At 64.1% G+C, this 17,193-nt stretch carries 12 protein-coding genes; 3 read left to right on the top strand and 9 right to left on the bottom strand.

Going from position 1 to position 17,193, the window contains the following annotated elements; genetic code table 11:
- Nucleotides 1-49: 49 nt before the first annotated feature.
- On the bottom strand, nt 50-721 hold the full coding sequence (locus OPIT5_08040; GenBank protein ID AHF90184.1) for an N-terminal cleavage protein: 672 nt from the start codon (nt 719-721) through the stop codon (nt 50-52).
- A 216-nt stretch (nt 722-937) separates the two neighbouring features.
- Here OPIT5_08040 and OPIT5_08035 point away from each other — a divergent pair, with 216 nt between their 5' ends.
- On the top strand, nt 938-1,984 hold the full coding sequence (locus OPIT5_08035) for a transcriptional regulator (protein ID AHF90183.1): 1,047 nt from the start codon (nt 938-940) through the stop codon (nt 1,982-1,984).
- Between the two features lie 44 nt (nt 1,985-2,028).
- Here the strand turns inward: OPIT5_08035 and OPIT5_08030 are convergent, their stop codons facing one another.
- The 7 genes from OPIT5_08030 to OPIT5_08000 form a co-directional block, all read right to left on the bottom strand.
- Nucleotides 2,029-3,282, bottom strand: coding sequence for an acetyl xylan esterase (locus tag OPIT5_08030; GenBank protein ID AHF90182.1), 1,254 nt, complete (start codon nt 3,280-3,282; stop codon nt 2,029-2,031).
- 149 nt (nt 3,283-3,431) lie between these two features.
- Nucleotides 3,432-5,540 carry an acetylesterase gene (locus OPIT5_08025; GenBank protein ID AHF90181.1) on the bottom strand — a complete coding sequence of 703 codons (2,109 nt, stop codon included), beginning with the start codon at nt 5,538-5,540 and terminating at the stop codon, nt 3,432-3,434.
- Nucleotides 5,541-5,556: 16 nt separating this feature from the next.
- The gene (locus OPIT5_08020; protein AHF90180.1) at nt 5,557-6,180 is read right to left on the bottom strand and encodes a hypothetical protein; all 624 of its coding nucleotides are present in this window, start codon (nt 6,178-6,180) and stop codon (nt 5,557-5,559) included.
- An 18-nt stretch (nt 6,181-6,198) separates the two neighbouring features.
- On the bottom strand, nt 6,199-7,779 hold the full coding sequence (locus OPIT5_08015) for a hypothetical protein (GenBank protein AHF94183.1): 1,581 nt from the start codon (nt 7,777-7,779) through the stop codon (nt 6,199-6,201).
- A gap of 135 nt (nt 7,780-7,914) precedes the next feature.
- Nucleotides 7,915-9,060 carry a GntR family transcriptional regulator gene (locus OPIT5_08010; GenBank protein ID AHF90179.1) on the bottom strand — a complete coding sequence of 382 codons (1,146 nt, stop codon included), beginning with the start codon at nt 9,058-9,060 and terminating at the stop codon, nt 7,915-7,917.
- Between the two features lie 29 nt (nt 9,061-9,089).
- A complete protein-coding gene (locus OPIT5_08005; protein AHF90178.1) occupies nt 9,090-10,823 on the bottom strand; it encodes a hypothetical protein in 1,734 nt (577 codons plus the stop codon).
- Nucleotides 10,824-11,042: 219 nt separating this feature from the next.
- Entirely contained in the window at nt 11,043-12,671 is a 1,629-nt protein-coding gene (locus tag OPIT5_08000; GenBank protein AHF90177.1) for a fucose isomerase, read from the bottom strand.
- A gap of 134 nt (nt 12,672-12,805) precedes the next feature.
- Between OPIT5_08000 and OPIT5_07995 the strand changes: the two genes are divergently transcribed.
- Both OPIT5_07995 and OPIT5_07990 read left to right on the top strand, forming a co-directional pair.
- On the top strand, nt 12,806-13,759 hold the full coding sequence (locus OPIT5_07995; protein ID AHF90176.1) for an AraC family transcriptional regulator: 954 nt from the start codon (nt 12,806-12,808) through the stop codon (nt 13,757-13,759).
- Between the two features lie 342 nt (nt 13,760-14,101).
- Nucleotides 14,102-15,679, top strand: a complete 1,578-nt coding sequence (locus OPIT5_07990) for a ribonuclease Y (protein AHF90175.1) — start codon at nt 14,102-14,104, stop codon at nt 15,677-15,679.
- Nucleotides 15,680-15,851: 172 nt separating this feature from the next.
- Here OPIT5_07990 and OPIT5_07985 read toward each other — a convergent pair whose 3' ends face one another.
- Nucleotides 15,852-16,985, bottom strand: coding sequence for a DNA polymerase III subunit delta (locus tag OPIT5_07985; GenBank protein AHF90174.1), 1,134 nt, complete (start codon nt 16,983-16,985; stop codon nt 15,852-15,854).
- Nucleotides 16,986-17,193 lie beyond the last annotated feature (208 nt).

Genomic DNA, 17,193 nt, shown 5'->3' with positions numbered 1-17,193 from the left:
ATCAAGGGTTTGGTTTTTCAGTGGTGGTGTGTGGAAGTTTGCCAAGGAGTTACTTGAGCGAGTCCCACAGAGTGGAATTGTTGGCGACCTCGCTGCGCTGGCGGCTGTTCACGTGGCCGTCCCAGTAGGCGATGTTGATTCTGCCGCCGTGCCTGTAGGCGACGGCCTGTGTGGTTTTGGCAGCCCCGGTGTATTTGTCGGAGTTGGTCTTGTTGACCTGGTAATCAACGGCGTCGGCAAATGCGAGTGTCTGGCTGGGACGCGGGATTTCTGTCTGGCTGATGCCTTGCGCCTGTGCCTCCGGGCCAAGACCTGTAAAATTGTAACCGTAGGCAGTGTGATCGGAATCGGTTTGGGCCGGATCTTCCCTGTCCGGGCAACGCATGGAAAGGGGAAGCTTGCTCCCGCTGGATTTCGAATCACCGAGATAACGCAAAAATGTACTGGTGTCGTGCCACTTGCCGGTACCATCGGTATTCTTGACACGCATGAACCTCCCCTTGTTGTCATTTGCATACAGGATGTTGGCGAGTTGGAGCTGGCGCAGATTGGAGAGGCACTGCGTCTGCCGGGCCTTGGCCCGGACGTTGCCGAGGGTCGCCAGGATGATCGCTGCCAGCACGCCGATGATCGCGATGACCGCGAGCAATTCGATCAGCGTGAAGGCCCGACGGGAGTGACGGCGGACGACGGGAAATGCGAAATGGGTAACGGTGCTCATCGTGGCGGGGGGATTCGGGTTGCGACGGGGAACAGGGATGCGTCAGGTCGGTCATCAAGTCAATAAAATTTTTATCAAAATGCTGTCCACTCCTTCGATGAGGCGGATCAGGGATGGATTTTTCCTGAATAAGAAGCGTGACATGGAGGCGAAAATAAAGTTTTTATCACTTTTATCATGATAACGCCCTCCGAAGCTCCCGCCAAATCCGTGACGATGACGGAAATCGCCCGCCATGCCGGGGTCTCCGTGGCGGCGGTGTCGTCGTTTCTCAACAACCGCAACTACGGCATCCGCGTGAGCGAGGGCACGCAGCAGCGGATCGTCGCGGCGTGCCGGAAACTCAACTACCAGCCCAAAAGCCAGGCGGCACGGGCGCGCATCCATCCGCAGCTCGGGGCCGTGTGTTTCATGGTCAACAGCCGCACGCCCGACGGCGCGCAAAACCATTATTTCGGCCGGATGCTCGCCGGCGTGATGGGGGCGATGAAACAGAGCGAGCAGCAGGTGACGTATGCGTTGTACGATCTCGATACGGATTACGTGCGCCACCCGGAGCGCTTGCCGCTGCCCCTGCGGGACGAGAGCGCGAGCAAGTTTGTCGTGGCCAGCGCGCCGAACCCCTCGCTCGTGCAGCATCTGCTGGCGAGCGGACGGCCGTTTGTGTACCTCGGGCAGCACCTGGAGATGCCCGGCTTCCTGAGCATTTGTCCGGACTACGCGGAGGCTTCGCGCCTGGCGGTGCATCATCTGTACGGGCTGGGGCACCGGAACATCGCGTTTATCACCGGGCCGTTCGGCAGCACGCTCTACAACCAGACGGAAATCGAGCGCGGCTTCGCGCTGGGGATGCGCGAGGTGGGGCTGACCTTGCTGCCGCATCTGCTGTGTCATGGAAATCTGGCTACGGAAGAGGTGTCCGCGGCGGTGGATTATTGCATGGCGCAGGAGCAGGCGGTACGACCGACGGCGCTCTTTTGTTTCCACGACACGGCGGCGATCTGCGCGGCGGGACGGCTGCAGGCGCGGGGATTTCGCGTGCCCGACGAGGTGAGCGTCATGGGGCTCAACGACGAGGCGGGCGCGGCGACGAGCCACCCGGCGATAACGACCATCCATTTTCCGCTGGAAGAGATGGGGCGGGCGGGTCTGGCCGAGGTGGAGCGCCAGGCGCTGGAGGGGCGCCCGGCCGCGAGCGGCAAGATCGTGCTGCCGGTGCGGCTGGTGGAGCGGGCTTCGTGCGCGGCCTCCGGGAAATCCTGAGCCGGCACGAACCGGGGGGGGGGCTGGCGGCGCGGTGCGCCGGTTCAGGGAGCGGTGCGGGTGAACTGTTCGCCCCGCGCCGTGCCGGTATGGCCGGCTCCCTGCGTGTAAACGATCTCGCGGGAGCCCCGGGCGTTGTTGAACAGGGCGGCCATGCCGGAGGGCGGACAGACGTAGTCGCCGAGGCCGGCGAGGAGCTTCAGGCTGCCGCTGTATCTGCGAATGTGGTACACGGGATCGTAATAGAAAAGGGCGGGGGTCGGCTTGATGTGCCAGGTGCCGCGCAGGTGTCCCATGGCCGCGCCGCCGACGTCGCACATCCAGGGCTGGTTGGCGATGCAGCGGGTCACGGCGGGATCCAGTCCGGCAGCCAGGGCGGCTTGCAGGCCGCCCTGACTGTGGCCTTCCACGGTCAGATCCCGGCCGTTCCATTCGGGCAGGCTTTTGACGTATTCGAGCGACCGGATGAGGCGCAGCATCATGCCGTTGAAGTAGGTGGTCTCGGGGTTTCCGTTTTCCTTTTCGTTGAAGGCGTAGCCCTTCAGCTCTCCCTGGCTCAGGTCCCGGTAATACTCCCTCGGCTGGCCGTTGAGGAACCCGTGCGCGTTGACGCTGAGAACAATGCTGTCTTTGGCCGCGCCGTCGTTTTTGGAAACCGGATACACGCCATAACCGAAATAGATGATTTTGGCCGGCAGCGACTTCGCCTGCGCGCCCTCCGGAAGGCAGAGGTAGCCGGACAGCGGTTTGGCACCGGCGCTGCTGACCTTGATATCGTAACCGAGTACGCCCGCCGTGCCGACCTTGACCGGGACGCGTTCGAGTTCTTTCAGGGGCACCGCAGCCACACGCGCCTTTTGCCGGGCCCAGAAGGCGTCGAAATCGGCCGGCTCGGGCGCGACTTCGAACTTCGCCGTATCGGCGGCCGCCCCGGCGGTGTACGCGACGGCGCGTTCACCGTTTTTGAGCGGGTTGCCATCGGCATCCAGCGCCTGGAGTTTCAGGCGGATGAAGCCGGGCGTTTCGCTGCGGGTGGTGACGACAAGAGGCGTATCGGGCGAGGCGGACGCTTCGCCTTTTTCAACCTGGCGATCATCGCCCTCGCGTATCCAGGTGATTTTCGGACCGGTGGCAGGCTGGCCGTCTTCGAGGAGACGGGCGGTGAAGACGATCGGTTCGCCGATGGCGTAATCCACGGCGGGGCGGTCGGTCTTCACCTCGAAGGTGAAATTGCCGGCCTGGAGGGCGGACGCGAGAACGAGCGAGGCGAGGGCGGAGAGGAGGGAGCGTTTGCGCATGATGGCAGGATGACGAAGCGGGATGCGGCTGCCGGCGTCGGCCGGCGATACGGCATTGGCGAAGCGTCCGATTCGGGCGGGCGGGGGGCAGCGTTGCAAGTCCGGAGATATGGTTGGCCAGAGTCGGTCGGCAGGGGCCAACTCCCCGTTCACCGGGGGTTTTCGGTGGAGACGGGGAAGGTGTCGGTGCGGAAGGGGACGGCAGGAAGGCCGGCGGCACTATAGAGATTGCACGTGGGATTGTCGGCCCAGGCATAGCGGACGGCAACCGGGCGCGGCACGGCGTCGGACCAGACAAGGACGGTGTCGCCCTCGATGCAGGCAGTCGCCCAGGTCCAGCGGGCGTCTTCACCACAGATGGAAAAACCTTCGAGCTGGCTGCCGGCAGGAGCATTGCGGACCAGGGGGATCTCGCCGGCACCGGCAGTGGAACGGACGCGGTAGGTGGCGGGCAGGGGACGGGCCACAAGTCCGTCATATGTATTTATAAAATGGATGCGAATGCGTCCGGCGGATTCGCCGGGCGGCGCGGGTATTCGGGTACTTTTCAGGTATACGGGACCGGAGGCGGGGGCGTCCGGACGGCCATAAGCGACGGAGAGGGCGGTGTCGGCAAGGCGTCGGGCGGGTGTGCGTTTGTCGCGCGGGTGGATGTCGAGCTCCTCGCCCAGGTCGATGAGGGTGGCAAGGCCGGTGTGGGGAAGGGCGAGAGCAAGGGTTTGCGCTTCGCGGAGTTCGGCGATGCGACTGGGCGCGGCAGGATCGGCGGTTTTGGATCCGTAATTGGCAAGCTGGCAGACGAGAAACGGGAAATCACCCTGCCCCCATTGCCGTCGCCAGTCGTTGATGAGGCGGGGAAGATCGGTGCGATATTGCCAGGCGTGACCGGTGTTGGACTCGCCTTGATACCAGATGGTGCCGCGAATGGCATAGGGGATGAGGGGAGCGATCATACCGTTGTAAACGAGAGAGGGGGTTTTTCTGCGTTCGGGAGGCTGGACAGGCCGCCGGGGAAGGGAGGCGCGCTGTTGGGGCGAGAGGGGGGGAAGGGAGAATTCGGTCCGGACATACCAGGGGCCGGCAAGCGGGATCGTCCCGGCACGAAAGGGTCCGCCGGTGAGGCCGGGTTTTTCGACAGGATTGAAAATGCGCACGGCGAGGATCGAGTCGCCCGTGCGAACGCGGGAACTGCCAACGATGACGCGGACAAAGGGGGTGGTTCCCTGACGCGGCGTGGAGCGTCCGGCTTCCTCGCCATTCCAGTAAACGGTATGGAATCCGTCGATACGTCCGAGGTCGAGAACAAGGGCAAGATTGGCGCGTTCCGGTGGAAGTGTGATCCTGCGGGCGAGCCAGATGGCGCCGGCCTCGGGGAGACCGGCCGCACGGTCGAGGCCGGGAAGGGTGACAGGCATCCATGTGCTATCGATCGGCTGATGGAGCGACGGCAGGGAAGCAACGGATTGCGCAGTCGTTTTGTCGATACGCTGGTATTTTTCCATCCAGCCTTGCATGGCGCGGGCGTAGACGCGAATGCGGGCGGGGAAGGTCAGGACGTCGTCACGCTGGCGCTGGATGTCGGCGGCGTTTGCGGAGTCGCGGGCAAAAGCGTCGGCGCTGGTCCAGGATGCAATGGGTGTGCCGCCCCAGCTTGCGTTGATCAGGCCGACGGGGGTGTCGAGTTCGTGCTGGAGTGTCTTGCCGAAGTACCAGGCGATGGCACTGAAGTTGCCGGAGGTTTCCGGAGCGGCGATTTCCCAGCGGCCTTCGAGGGAGGTGGAGGGAGTGTCGGACGTTTTCTTTTTGACTGCGAAATGGCGCAGGCGGGGGTTGGAGGAAGCAGCAATCCCGGCAGCAGCGTCAGTGGTCTTTTGCAACGGCCATTCCATGTTGGACTGACCGGAGGCGAGCCAGACTTCACCGACGAGGACGTCCGGGACGACGAGGGTGTTGGTGGCTTGAATGACGAGTTGGTGCGGACCGGGGGCGTGAGTGGAGAGGTCGAGGGTGGTACGCCAGTTGCCATCGGGGCCGGTGGTGGCGAGAGCGGTGGCCTTGTCGAGTGTGATGGTGACGGTCTCACCGGGCGTGGCGCGACCCCAGACGGGAACACGGGGGGATTTCTGGAGAACGGCGTGATCGGAGAAAAGTGCGGGGAGGGTGACATCCGCGCGGGCGACGACGGTTGCCGCGGTAAGGATCATGGCAGGCGCGAAGATCCGGAACACGGAATACGCGAAGTTTGAAAATGGATACATGCCGGAGAGAGGCTGGTCAGAGGGGGCGGCGCTCGACGTGGGCGTCAAAGAACAGGAGGTGCTGGACGTCGCCCCAGATGGTGCTGTTGTCAGGCAGGGGAGAGTTGGCGGCATCATCGCTTTTTCTGATGTCACGCAGGGCGAAGGCCCTGGTCGGCCAGGGGATGGCCTCGAGGGTCATGGGGTCCTTGCCGAGCGAGGTGTTGCCGAAGGGATAATACTTGTTGCCGGAAGGGTCGGAGCCTTCGCCGTAGGCGAGGCGATAGATGGAGGCGTCCGGCACCCGGGCGAGCAGTTCACTCCATGCCCGGGGACGGCAGGCCGTGATAATTTCGCCGTTGGGGGTGGATGGCGCTCCGAGATAGGGACCGATGTGATGGAGGAGGGTTCTGGTATCGGACCGGTAGATGGCGACCTGTTTCAGGTACAGGGGGCCGGGGAGTTTGCCTTTGTGGTCGTTGGCATAAAGAAGGATGGCCTGGCCAACGCCGCGAAGGATGGCGACCCCTTCGGCCCGGGCGGCGGAACGGCGGACCTTTCCGACGGTGGCGATGACGATTGACGCCAGCACGGCAATGATCGCGATGACGGCGAGGAGTTCGATCAGGGTGAAGGCGGTGGTGTGTCGGGGCGTTTTCATGATGATCGGGGAGTCGGGTCAGCGGGTCCGGCGGCGGGTGAGAAATGTGAGGGGGGCGAGGGCGATGATCAGGGCAGTGGCAAGGGCGGTCACGGCAGGCTCGGGGATGGCGGTGACGATGAGGTTGAGATTGTGGGTGCCGCCCGCCGATTGCCAGTCGAGTGCATAGGTGAAACCTGCGGGAAGAGTGCCAAGGATGAGACCGTTGTCGACAAGCGTGGCTCCCGTGATGCTGAGGAGGGTCCAGGTGCCCGCGTCGAATCCCTCGACGGCGTTGATGTCGAGGATTCCGTCGAGAGTCAGGGTGCCGCCGGTAATGTTGATGCGGTCGTTACCCGCCGGACCGATGTCAAAGGCAAGGACGGAATCGGAGGCCAGAGTGAGGCCGGAGGCAAAGGTGAGGAGACCGATGAGACTGTCGCCGCTGGCCGGGTCGATTTCGCCAGCCGAGAGGATGGCGCCCGACTCGAGGGTGACGGCGCGTCTTATGGTGCCATTGTTACCTCCGAGGATGGCGTCCTTCCGGACGGTCACGGCTGCTCCGTCCGCGCTGAGCGTGCCGTTGATCAGGAGGGTGCCGGCAGTGACGTTCGTGGCTCCCTTGTAGGTGTTGCCTGCGGCGTGGAGGGCGACGATGCCGGCGCCGGTTTTGTCGAGAGTGCCGGCTCCGGTGGCGGATGTGGAGTCGGTGACGTTGCCGGTTATGTCAACGCGGCCACCGGCGGCCGCGGTGACGGAGAGCGTGATGTCGTCCTGGGTACTGGCCAACTGGATACTGCTGTAGCTGGAGGTGTCGGCGGAGCTGCCTCCGAGCGTGTAGGTGTTGCCGGAAGCATGGGCGAGGTTGATCCGGTTGGTGACGCTGGCGGCGGTTTCGGTGAGGATGGAAAGGTTCTGCCCGGGGACGGAGGCGTAGCCCAGGGTCACGGTGCCGCTCGTACCGAATGCGCCCGAGGAGGTTGCGATGCGCAGTGAACCGCTGCGGATGCGGGTGCCGGCGGTGTAGGTGTTTTCCGCCGTGATGAGGTAGTTGCCGGAGCCGGTGTATTCCACGAGGGTGGCGGAGCCGCTGATCTCGCCGGCCAGAGTAATGGTGCGGCCGGCGAGGGCACGGAAGTAGGCTCCGCTGGAGTTGAGGTCGATTTTGCCGAGTTTCATGTCACCGGAGACGGCGGAGAAACGGGTGCTGCCAAGAAGCTTGAGGCCGGCATTGATGGTGAAGGGATTGGCGGAGTTGTTGGTGACAGCATCCGCGCTGCTGCCTGCGCCGTGGATGGAAAGGATTTTGTCAGAGTCGGTGTTGAGGATGAAGGCTCCGGCGTCGCTGGCGATGGAGAGTGTCCTGAGGGTGTAGTTCTCGTTGAGGTTGATGGTCGTGCGGGTGGTGCCGGCGAGGGTGATGGCGGTGTCGTTCGCACCCGGGACCAGGGTGTCGCCGGTCCAGTTGGCGGGATCGGTCCAGTTGGAGGTGGAGGCGCTGCCGCCATCCCAGGTGGATTCGGCTGCGACGAGGGGAGGAGTGATGACGAGACTGGCCGAGGCAGCCAGAACGAGGGCCGCGAATGCGGTGGTGGCGAGGTGGAGGCGGGCGGGATTCATGGTTTGTGACATCGGGAGTTGTGTTCGGGAGATGGATACGGAGCCACATGTGCGGGCGCACAGCAGGGCTATGCGGGCCGCCGGACGGGCGGGGGCCGGGGGATGTGGCCTGGGTGATAATCGGGTGAAAAGTGGTCAGCCGGAGCTGGCACGCACGACGAGTTCTCCGCGGAGTGGAACATCGAGGGGTGGCACAGGAGTGTCCCCGAGGAGGTTGTCGAGAAGCTCGAAAGCGTGTTCGCCCATGCGTTCGTAGGGAACGTGATAGGTGGTGAGAGGAGGGGTGGCGACGGCAGCCGGAGCGTAATCGTCGATGCCGACGACTTTGAGATCGCGGGGGACGTGGCGTCCGAGGGCGCGTGCGGCGCGGAGCATCCCGAGCGCCAGAAAGTCGCTGGCGCAGACCACGGCCTCGACTTCGGGGTGGCGTTGCAGGTAGAGCCGTCCCATCCGTTCGGGCTCCGCAAGCGGGTCTTCGAAGCTGGGCTGCATCTCGGCATCCCGGTGGGCGAGAGCAGAGGCGATGTCGGTGAGGCCGGCTTCTTCCATGGCGCGCGAGTAGCCGGTGTGTTTGTTCTGGGCGACGGGAATCCAGGCCTGGTTGGCGATGAAGCCGATGTTGCGCAGTCCCTGGTCGAGAAGATGGCGGGTGACGGTGTGGCCGGCATGGAAGCCGTCGAGAACGACAGAAGGGCGGCGCATGGCAGTCATGCCGAGCGTGACGAGCACGACGGGGAAACGGCAGGCGAGGAGCATCTGGGCGTAATAGACATAGTCCTTGGGGTTGAGGACAACGGGGAGGAGAACCGCGCCCTTGACGTCGAATTCGGCGAGGCGGCCGACGGCCTCGGCTTCACGGCGAAAATCGGTGCCGGTGGAAAGCATGACGGTCTGGCGGTGTGCGCGATGGGCCGCGATCTGGAAACCGGTCATGATGCGACGAACGCCTTCGTGCTGCTCGCTGGGGTAGATGAAGGCGCAGGCGTCAAGATTGAGGGGGGCGGGGGCGTCGGTCTTGCCGGGAGTGGCGCGGAGGACGCGGGTGCCGGCGCGCGTTTTGCGTTCGACCCAGCCGTCGTGTGCGAGCCAGGCAAGGGCCTTGCTGACAGTGGAACGGCCGCATTCGAATTCTTCAGCGAGTTCCATTTCGGTGGGAACTTGTGTGCCAACGGGCCAGACGCCGCTGGTGATGCGGTCTTCAAGGAGCTGATAGATGGCCTTGAGCTTGGTGGTCTGGCCGGAGGCAGGGCGGGTGGCGGGTGTGGCAGTGGTGGCGGGCATGATGGTGTGCAGTGTGCGGACCCGGGTATTCAGGGGCGAGCGGCGGCGGGTTCCACGTTAAATGCTCCGGGCGCGGGCGCCGCGGTGGGCGAGGTCGGATCTTGACTGCGGAGTTGACCGTAAAAATCGCGGTTCACTTGCATGCGTTTGTCGGAGGGGTCGAGATAGCGGGTGGTTGTGGCAGGACCGGGGAAGGCGCTGCTGTTGCCGGACGCGGGGTTTTGCAGGAGGCGGTAGTCGTCGGCGGCGTAGTTGGCGAAGTGGATGGCGCCGGGGTCGACAAGCGCGCTGCCGGTGTCGGAGTCCGTGGCCCGGCGCCAGTCGTCGAGGGTTTTGTATCTGGCGCCGTCGCGGGCAGTGCGCAGCCAGGTGAGATTGGAAAGCGAGAGAGCCCAGGTGTTGAAAGCGGATTTGAAATGGAGGTATTTGTCCGGCGCGGCGTCCTTGTTGGCGTAATACACGGTGAACGGGGAGGCGTCGGCGGGGGAGGGCGCGGGTCTGTAGAGAAGGGAATTGGCGAGATGGGTGGGGGCGCCGTAGTTCCAGAGACTGGCGTAGCCGGAGGCTCCGCGACGTGCGAGCTCACGAAAGGGCACGGGGGCTTTGGCAAGGTCGTAGATGCAGGTGTTGTGGACGTAATGAACGTCGTTGGCGGCTCCTTTGTGGTAGTCGGCGAGCTGGGTGTTGATGAACAGATTGTTGGCGTAAAAGAGGGTGTTGGGGCCAGGAGCGGCGGCCGGGGTTTTGATGAACGTGACGTTGCGCAGGATATTGCGTTCGACGCGAAAAAAGCGGTCCTGGTATTCGGGTTCCGCGCGGCGGAATCCGATGTCGAATCCCCCGTCCATGGGCGGATGAAACCAGTTTTCCACTACATTGTTGAAGAGGACGCCGTGACCGGGGTGATGGATGAGGACGGCGTCCTGGTTGCGCCATTCGCCGCCGTCGCTTTCGGTGCCGTCGTGAAAGTAGCTGTTCTGGATTACCTGCCAGCCGGGCATGCGGGCGTATTCGGTCCAGAGCCCGGTGCCGTTGTGGCCAAGGCGGCCGGTGTTGCCGTTATTGAGCCAGAGGCCTCCGCCGGCGCGGAAGCGACCGCGCCGGTGATAGTCGATGCCGGAGATTTCGAGGTTGTCGATGAACACATCGCGGCAGCCTTCAATGCGCAGGTGGAAGGACTGGACGGAGCCGGCGAGCTGGACATTGCGGACAATGACGCGGTCGGCTCCTTCGACGAGGATCGTGTGGTAGCCGCGATAGTCGGGATCGGCCTGGATGATGGTGAGGTTTTCGATGACGACTTCCCCGGCATCGGCGATATGGAAGAGGGTGGTGTGGTCCTTGTGGCTTGGCGTGGGATCCCAGGTGACGGCGAGGCGGAGATCGGAGAGGCGGACTTTTTCCTGATGAAGCCACTGGCGGCGGATGGCCTCGCCTTTGACGATCCGGAGAGCGGAGTCGGGGACGGCGTTGCCGGTGTCGCCGGTCGTGTCCACGGACGCGGGAAGAGCAGGGAGAGGGGGACGGGGAAGTTTGTCGGCAGTGGGAAGGGTGGACCAGTCGCCCATGTAGGCGGCGCTGTATTTGCCGTGTTCGGGGATAATACCGGAAGTGGATGGGGAAGGGGCGCCGGTTGCGCCGAGGGCACGGGGGCCAATGGCCGGGAATGCGACCGGCAAAAGGAATATCGCCAGCAATGGGCCGATGGCGCGGGGAGCCAGAGGGGTGAACCGGAAGAGGGGAATCGGGATAGCGCGTATCATGGGGTTTACGCATCAATCAAAACTCTATTTTGATTACTAAATCAAGAACAAATCATGGTTATTTGATTGTTTATCGTATAATATATTGTTTATAAGTATTTTATAAATCAGAAAAACAAAGGGGCAATATGCGGGCACAGAAAAAAGCGCGCAACCCGGGAGGATTGCGCGCCGTGAGGCCAGGGATGCGGCACTACCGGGAATCCCGGCTGTGCCGGCTCAGAACGGTTTTCCGTCGGCTTTGGTGCCGCAGAGGCTGACCTCGAGGCCCAGTTCGGCGGCGAGCTGGGCCTTGGTGTACATGGCCAGGTCGGCTTCCTTCGCGCTGTTGGCGTAGACGACCTGGATGTGGTTGGCCTGGTGGCGGGCCATCATCTGGTCGCGCGTCACACCGTAGGTCACGGCGTGCATGATCGGCCACTGCGGGCTGGTGGCGTCCCAGCGGCGCTGCGTTTCTTCGGCAGGGAGTTCGACGACCTTGGCGCGGCCGAGGTCCATCTTGAGTTTGCCGTCCGCGATGAAGACGCGGCTCCACACGATCTCGCCGGGTTTGGCGATGCCGCGCAGCGTCGAGCCGCCGAGGCGGAAATACATCGACGACTGGCGGAAGCCTTCGCTGCCGGCCCAGCCGCCGATGTGATGTTCGGCAGGAGCAGCGCCGGAAATGAGGAACACCCAGACGTACTCGTCGGTCGAGCCGCTCTGGTCGTAGTCGCCCCAGCGGAGGTCGTGCAGGGTGTTTTCGCGGGGCTGGCCGAGGGCCTTGTGCACGCGGTCGGTGAGCAGGCCGTCGAGGCCGGCGCACTCGTCCACCTCGTTGAAGTGCGGGATGGGCTCGCCTTCGCGGATGACCTTGCCGTCGGCGCCCTTGACCGGCGGGCGGTCGGAGCTGTTGAGCGTGCCCTCGACGAGATCGGAGGCGGGGATGAGGTCCTTCAGGCCTTGCTGGTACTGGATGCCGATGGCCTCGCAGCCGAATTCCTGTGCGATGCGCACGGCGGCGATGTACAGCTTGCACTGCCAGATCACCTGGGACTCGGTCAGCTCGGTGGCCTCGTCCTTGCCGAAGTGGAATTTGAAGCCTTTCTTCCTGTACCACTGGAACACGGCTTTGGCCTCGGCATCGCTGACCTGGGTGGCGCCGTAATAAAGAGCGGACTGCGAGAGGCGCTCCTTGTAAACGCCGGTCTGGAAGAGCAGCTCGTCGGGGATGATGGCGTTGTACATGCCCATGCAGCCTTCGTCGAAAATGCCCATGATGGATTTTTTCGTGCGCAGTTCGTCGGCGAGTTTTTTGGCGAGCGCCTTTGCTTTGGGAGGAACGGCCGCGCGGGCGAGGCTCTTGACGTGGGTGGTCTTGTGCGAGGTGACGCCGGTCTTGAGCCACTCTTCGAGTTTTTTGAGGAAGTAGCTGTCGTCGAAGTTTTCGCTCCACAGGGTGGAGTACTTCACGCCGGCCTTGGTGAGGCCGCCGTTGAGGTTGAGCATGCCGACGAGGCCGGGCCAGGTGCCGGACCAGTTGGCCACCGTGAGGATCGGTCCCTTGCGGCCGACGAGCCCGTGGAGGACGTGGTGCGAGTACTGCCAGACGGACTCGGCCACGATGACGGGCGCAGTCGGGTCCATCCGGGCGAACACCTCCATGCCTTCCTTCTGCGAGGCGATAAACCCGTGTTTGAGCGCGGGCTTGTAGGGATGGGCGCGGACGAGCTTGTAGCCGAACGAGGCCACGACCTTCGTGAGCTGTTTTTCCATCTCGGCCTGGGCGGCCCAGCAGGTTTCGTTGGCGGATTGGCGCAGGTCGCCGCTGGCGACGAGATAGATCGACTTTTTCGGGAGTTTTTTCATGGGTATCAGGAACGGAATGAGTACAGTCTGGAATCAGGCGGACGACCGGCATCACGACACGATACCTGAAGAAAATCGACCGCTTTGATTTTGTTCATTCTGGCACTTATCCCTCTCGACACGATGCGAGAGGCATGGATAAAGGTGGGGACTTGATGGATAAAATAAACCCGGATATCCAGGTCAACCAGGCCCGCCACGCCGATCTGCTTTCACCGCAGGTGACGGAGTCGCGGTATTTTTTCCCCAACCTCGCCCCCTCGCCGGGTGGACGCGGCGTGGCGGTGACGCTCGGCGGGCGCGAGCGGTGCCGCTCCGACTATGACATCTCGCGGCGCTCCTATGCGTACCATGGCATCGAATACGTGGCCGAGGGAGCCGGCTGGGTCGAACTGGCCGGGCTGCGGCAGGCGTTGCGGCCCGGCAGTGTTTACGCCTATGCGCCCGACACGCGCTGCGCGATCCGCACGGACCCGAAACAGCCGATGCTGAAGTACTTTGTCTGCGCCTCCGGCTCGGGGCTGCGTCCGCGCATCGCCCGGGCCGGGCTCGGCAACGGCCGCGCCCGCGTGCTCGCCGCCCACGCCGAGATCCGGAGCGTCATGGAGGATCTGATACGCGAGGGCCAGCGTTCGGGGCCGCTCGCGCCGGCGATCTGCGCGCAGTTGTTCGAATTGCTGCTGCTGAAAATCGAGGACGGCGCGCGCTGGGAGCCGGCGGGCGACCACGCGTGGGCGACATTCCAGAAATGCAAGGCGCTGATCGACGCCGAGGCCGAGCACTGGCACACGCTGACCGAAGTGGCGCGCGCGGCGGGCATCGAGGAATCAAGCGTGTGCCGGCTGTTTCGCCGGTTCCAGGGGACGAGCCCGTACCAGTACCTGCTGCGGCGCAAGATGAACATCGCCGCCGAGTTCCTGGTCGAGACAGGCGGCCTGGTGAAGGAGGCGGCGCAGCGCGTGGGTTTCGACGATCCGTATCACTTCAGCCGCTGCTTCAAGGCGGTGCACGGGATCGCTCCGCGGGAATTGTTGCGGCAGGGCAGGGCGGAACCGGCGGAGGCAAGCGCCTCACCCGCCCGGGTGTAATTGAAAGGGGGGGTCGGCTTGGCCCAAAAAGTGGCACGGGCATCTTGCCCGTGAGCGTTGCCTCTCCGCGTGGCACGGGCTTTTTTGCCAGGCACCTGTGGACGACGCGCAGCATCGCCGGTTTGCAGAAGGGGAGAGGCGGGGGGGAAGGGGACGTTTGCGGCGCGGAGCGCCGTCCACGGGCAAGATGCCCGTGCCACCTCGATCCGGCGGCTTCGCCGTCAGCAGGCGAGACCCCCGCGCCATTTCAAGGCCGCCTGCGTAACATCCGTTACACCCGACCAGAACCGGCGTGGCGAAGAAAGTTGAAATCCTGTCCAAACATCCGCATTCCGGAAGCTAATGCTCAACAGTGCATCCGCTTCCCTGATCCTGTTCGCCCAGGCCACTCCCCCTTACTGGACCTGGGCGATCGTGCTTCTGATGGGTGCGGCGGCGGGTTTTATCGTGGTGTGGGCATTTCTCCGGCAGACGCGCCGGATGGCCGAGGAACAGGCGCAGGAACTCCTCGACGTCGCCCGCCGGGAGGGTTCCGTCGCCGCCAACGAACTCCGCCAGAAAGCCGAGGAGGAGATCGCCGCCAGGCGTGCCGAGCTCAATCGCGAGTTCGATCGGCGCGACATCGAGGCCGACCTCAAGCTCCGCGAAATCCGTTCGCACGAGGAATCGCTCGCCCTCCTCGACCACCAGCTCGAACAGCGCGCCGAACGCCTTTCCCGCGAAAATGCCGCCATGCAGCAGGCGCGCGACGCCATCCGCGGCCTCTCCAAATCCGTCCGCAAGCGTCTCGAGGGGATGGCGCAGATGGACGCCGAGGAGATCCGCCAGGCCCTGCGCGACGAGGTGATGCTGGAGTGTCAGGATGAACTGCGCGCCATGCGCCGCGAGTTCATGGAACGCTCCGAGCGCGACCTCGAAAACGAGGCCCGCCGCATCCTCGTCACCGCGATGCAGCGGCTCACCTCCCACCCCAACACCGATCTCACCGCCACCATCGTCCAGCTCCCCTCCGAAGACATGAAGGGGCGCATCATCGGCCGCGAGGGGCGCAACATCAAGGCCTTCGAGGCCGCCACCGGCGTCACGCTCCTCATCGACGAGACGCCGCAGATGGTGCTCATCTCGTCCTTCGATCCCGTACGGCGCGAGATCGCCCGCCTCGCGCTCGACGGCCTGATCAAGGACGGCCGTATCCACCCGGCCAGTATCGAGGAGTTTTGCCAGCGCGCCCGCGAGGAGGTGGATATCAACGTGCAACAGGCCGGCGAGGACGCCGTGCAGCGCCTCGGCGTCAACGGCCTGCGCCCCGAAATCATCACGCTGCTCGGCAAGCTCAAATACCGGTTTTCCTACACGCAGAACGTCCTCGATCACTCCGTCGAGGTCGGCTTCCTCTGCTCGATGCTGGCGAGCGAGATCGGGCTCGATCCCAACGTCGCCAAGCGCGCCGGTCTCCTGCATGACGTCGGGAAAGCCATCGACGGCGATTACGAAGGCAGCCACGCGACGATCGGCGCCGATTTTATCAAGCGCCACGGCGAGACCGCCATCGTCGTCAATGCTGTGGCCGCCCATCACGAGGAAGTCCGGCCCGAGACGGTTTACGCCGGCCTCGTGATCCTGGCCGACACCGTTTCCGCCGCCCGTCCCGGCGCGCGCGCCGAGGCGATGGCCAGTTACCTGCAACGCCTCGAACGCCTCGAAAAACTCGCCATGTCGATCGAGGGCGTCCAGCAGGCCTACGCCATCCAGGCCGGCCGCGAGGTCCGCGTGGTGGTCAACCCCGCGCACGTGACCGACGAGCAGGCGCATGATATCGCCAAGCAGCTCCGCCGCCGCGTCGAGGACGAGCTGCAATACCCGAGCACCATCCGGATCACCGTCATCCGCGAAAGCCGCTACACCGAGACGGCGACCTGAAAAAAACCCGGATTTTTTACACAAAGGTCGCAAAGGACGCGAAGAAGGCGGAATGCGGGGAAGTCGATTCTTTGCCTTGGTCGATTCTTCGCGGTCTTCGCGACCTTTGTGTAAAATCAAAAACACCGGAGACGCCGGAGGCGTGTTGCCCGCTACTGCGGCCTTCGTCCGTTCACGCCCCCGACAGGCAGCGCACCGCCATCTCGCGCAGCACGTCTTCCTGTTCGTTGGGGCGCTGCACCACTTCCTCGAAGGCGCGGATGAATTCCTGCTGGTTGTCGATCAGCCGTCGCAGCGGCGGCAGCGCTTTCCCGCCGCCGGCGAGCTTGCCCACGTACCACGGGTTTTGCGTGAAGACGTTGTAGGAACTTTTCTCCGTGGCGCCGGCGAAGTGATGTTCGTAAACGCCCTTCGCACGCGGCAGGCCGTCGAGGCCACGCCCGCCGATGCGCGCGTCGCCCGCGTCGATGAGCGCGCGCACCTGGATGAGGATGCGGTTGCGGTTGAGCAGCGCCGAGAGGATCGGCCGCGAATGCTCGCCCGCGTAGAAATGCCGGTGCAGCGCGTCGAGCGTCCACTTGAGGTTGCCCGAAAAAAACGCCTCCGCCGCCTCGAAAAAATCTCCCTCCGCCACGTTGGGGGTGATCTCTTCCACATGCGCCTCCTCGATCACCGCGGGCCGGCCTGCGCCGTCGCCGGCGTCGCCCGCGTAGGCGGCGAGCTTGCGCACCTCCTCGATCAGCAGCCGGGTGTTGGCGCCGGTGCGGGCGAGCAGCATCTGCATCGCGCCTTCGCCAAACGTCACCCCCTGTTCGCGGGCTTCGGCCAGGACCACGCCGGCCAGCGCCTCCCCGGCGTTGTCGGCGTCGCCGCCCACGAGGGTGAAGTCGGCGGTTTTTTCGCACCATTTGGGAAAAGCCCGCCGCCGGTCGACGGGCGCGGCCGTGACCACGACCGACACCTCCGCCGGGTTGACCGAGCCGAGGATTTGCTGGAGGTCCTCGACCAGCCGCAGCGTGCTTTCGGCGCGGCCGGTGACGGTGTCGGCAAGGAAGTTCACGTCTTTCAGCCAGACCACGCGCCGCCCGCCGAACATCGAAATCGTCTGCACGCTCTCGCGAAACCGGTTCACCGCTTCGGCCACCTCGCCGACATTGTTGGCGAAGCCGCTGACGACCTCGCGCGAGAACTCGTCCGTCACGTCTTGCGCCAGCTCCTCGTAACGCGCCTTGCCGAGCCGGTTGACGAGAAAGTCATCGGCTCCGCAGACAAAAACAAACGGTTTTTCGGCTTGGGCGGCGGACATGGCACCGAGGGAAAGACCGAAGGCCGGAAGCTGAAAGCTGAAAATCAGGGAGCCGGGTTTTAACCGCGAATGAGCCTGGGGCGGCTCAGCCGCAACCGAAGAATCCAGACCGTAACCGCGTACCGAGCGCAGCGACAGTCTGACATGGACGCGAATGAAGAGTGGGAAAGAATGGCCACGAAAAACACGAGAAAACACACCGCGGATG

Source organism: Opitutaceae bacterium TAV5 (assembly GCA_000242935.3).
Classification (GTDB): domain Bacteria; phylum Verrucomicrobiota; class Verrucomicrobiia; order Opitutales; family Opitutaceae; genus Geminisphaera.
Note: the sequence above shows the minus strand (reverse complement) of the source record. Positions and strands in the feature narration are given on the sequence as shown.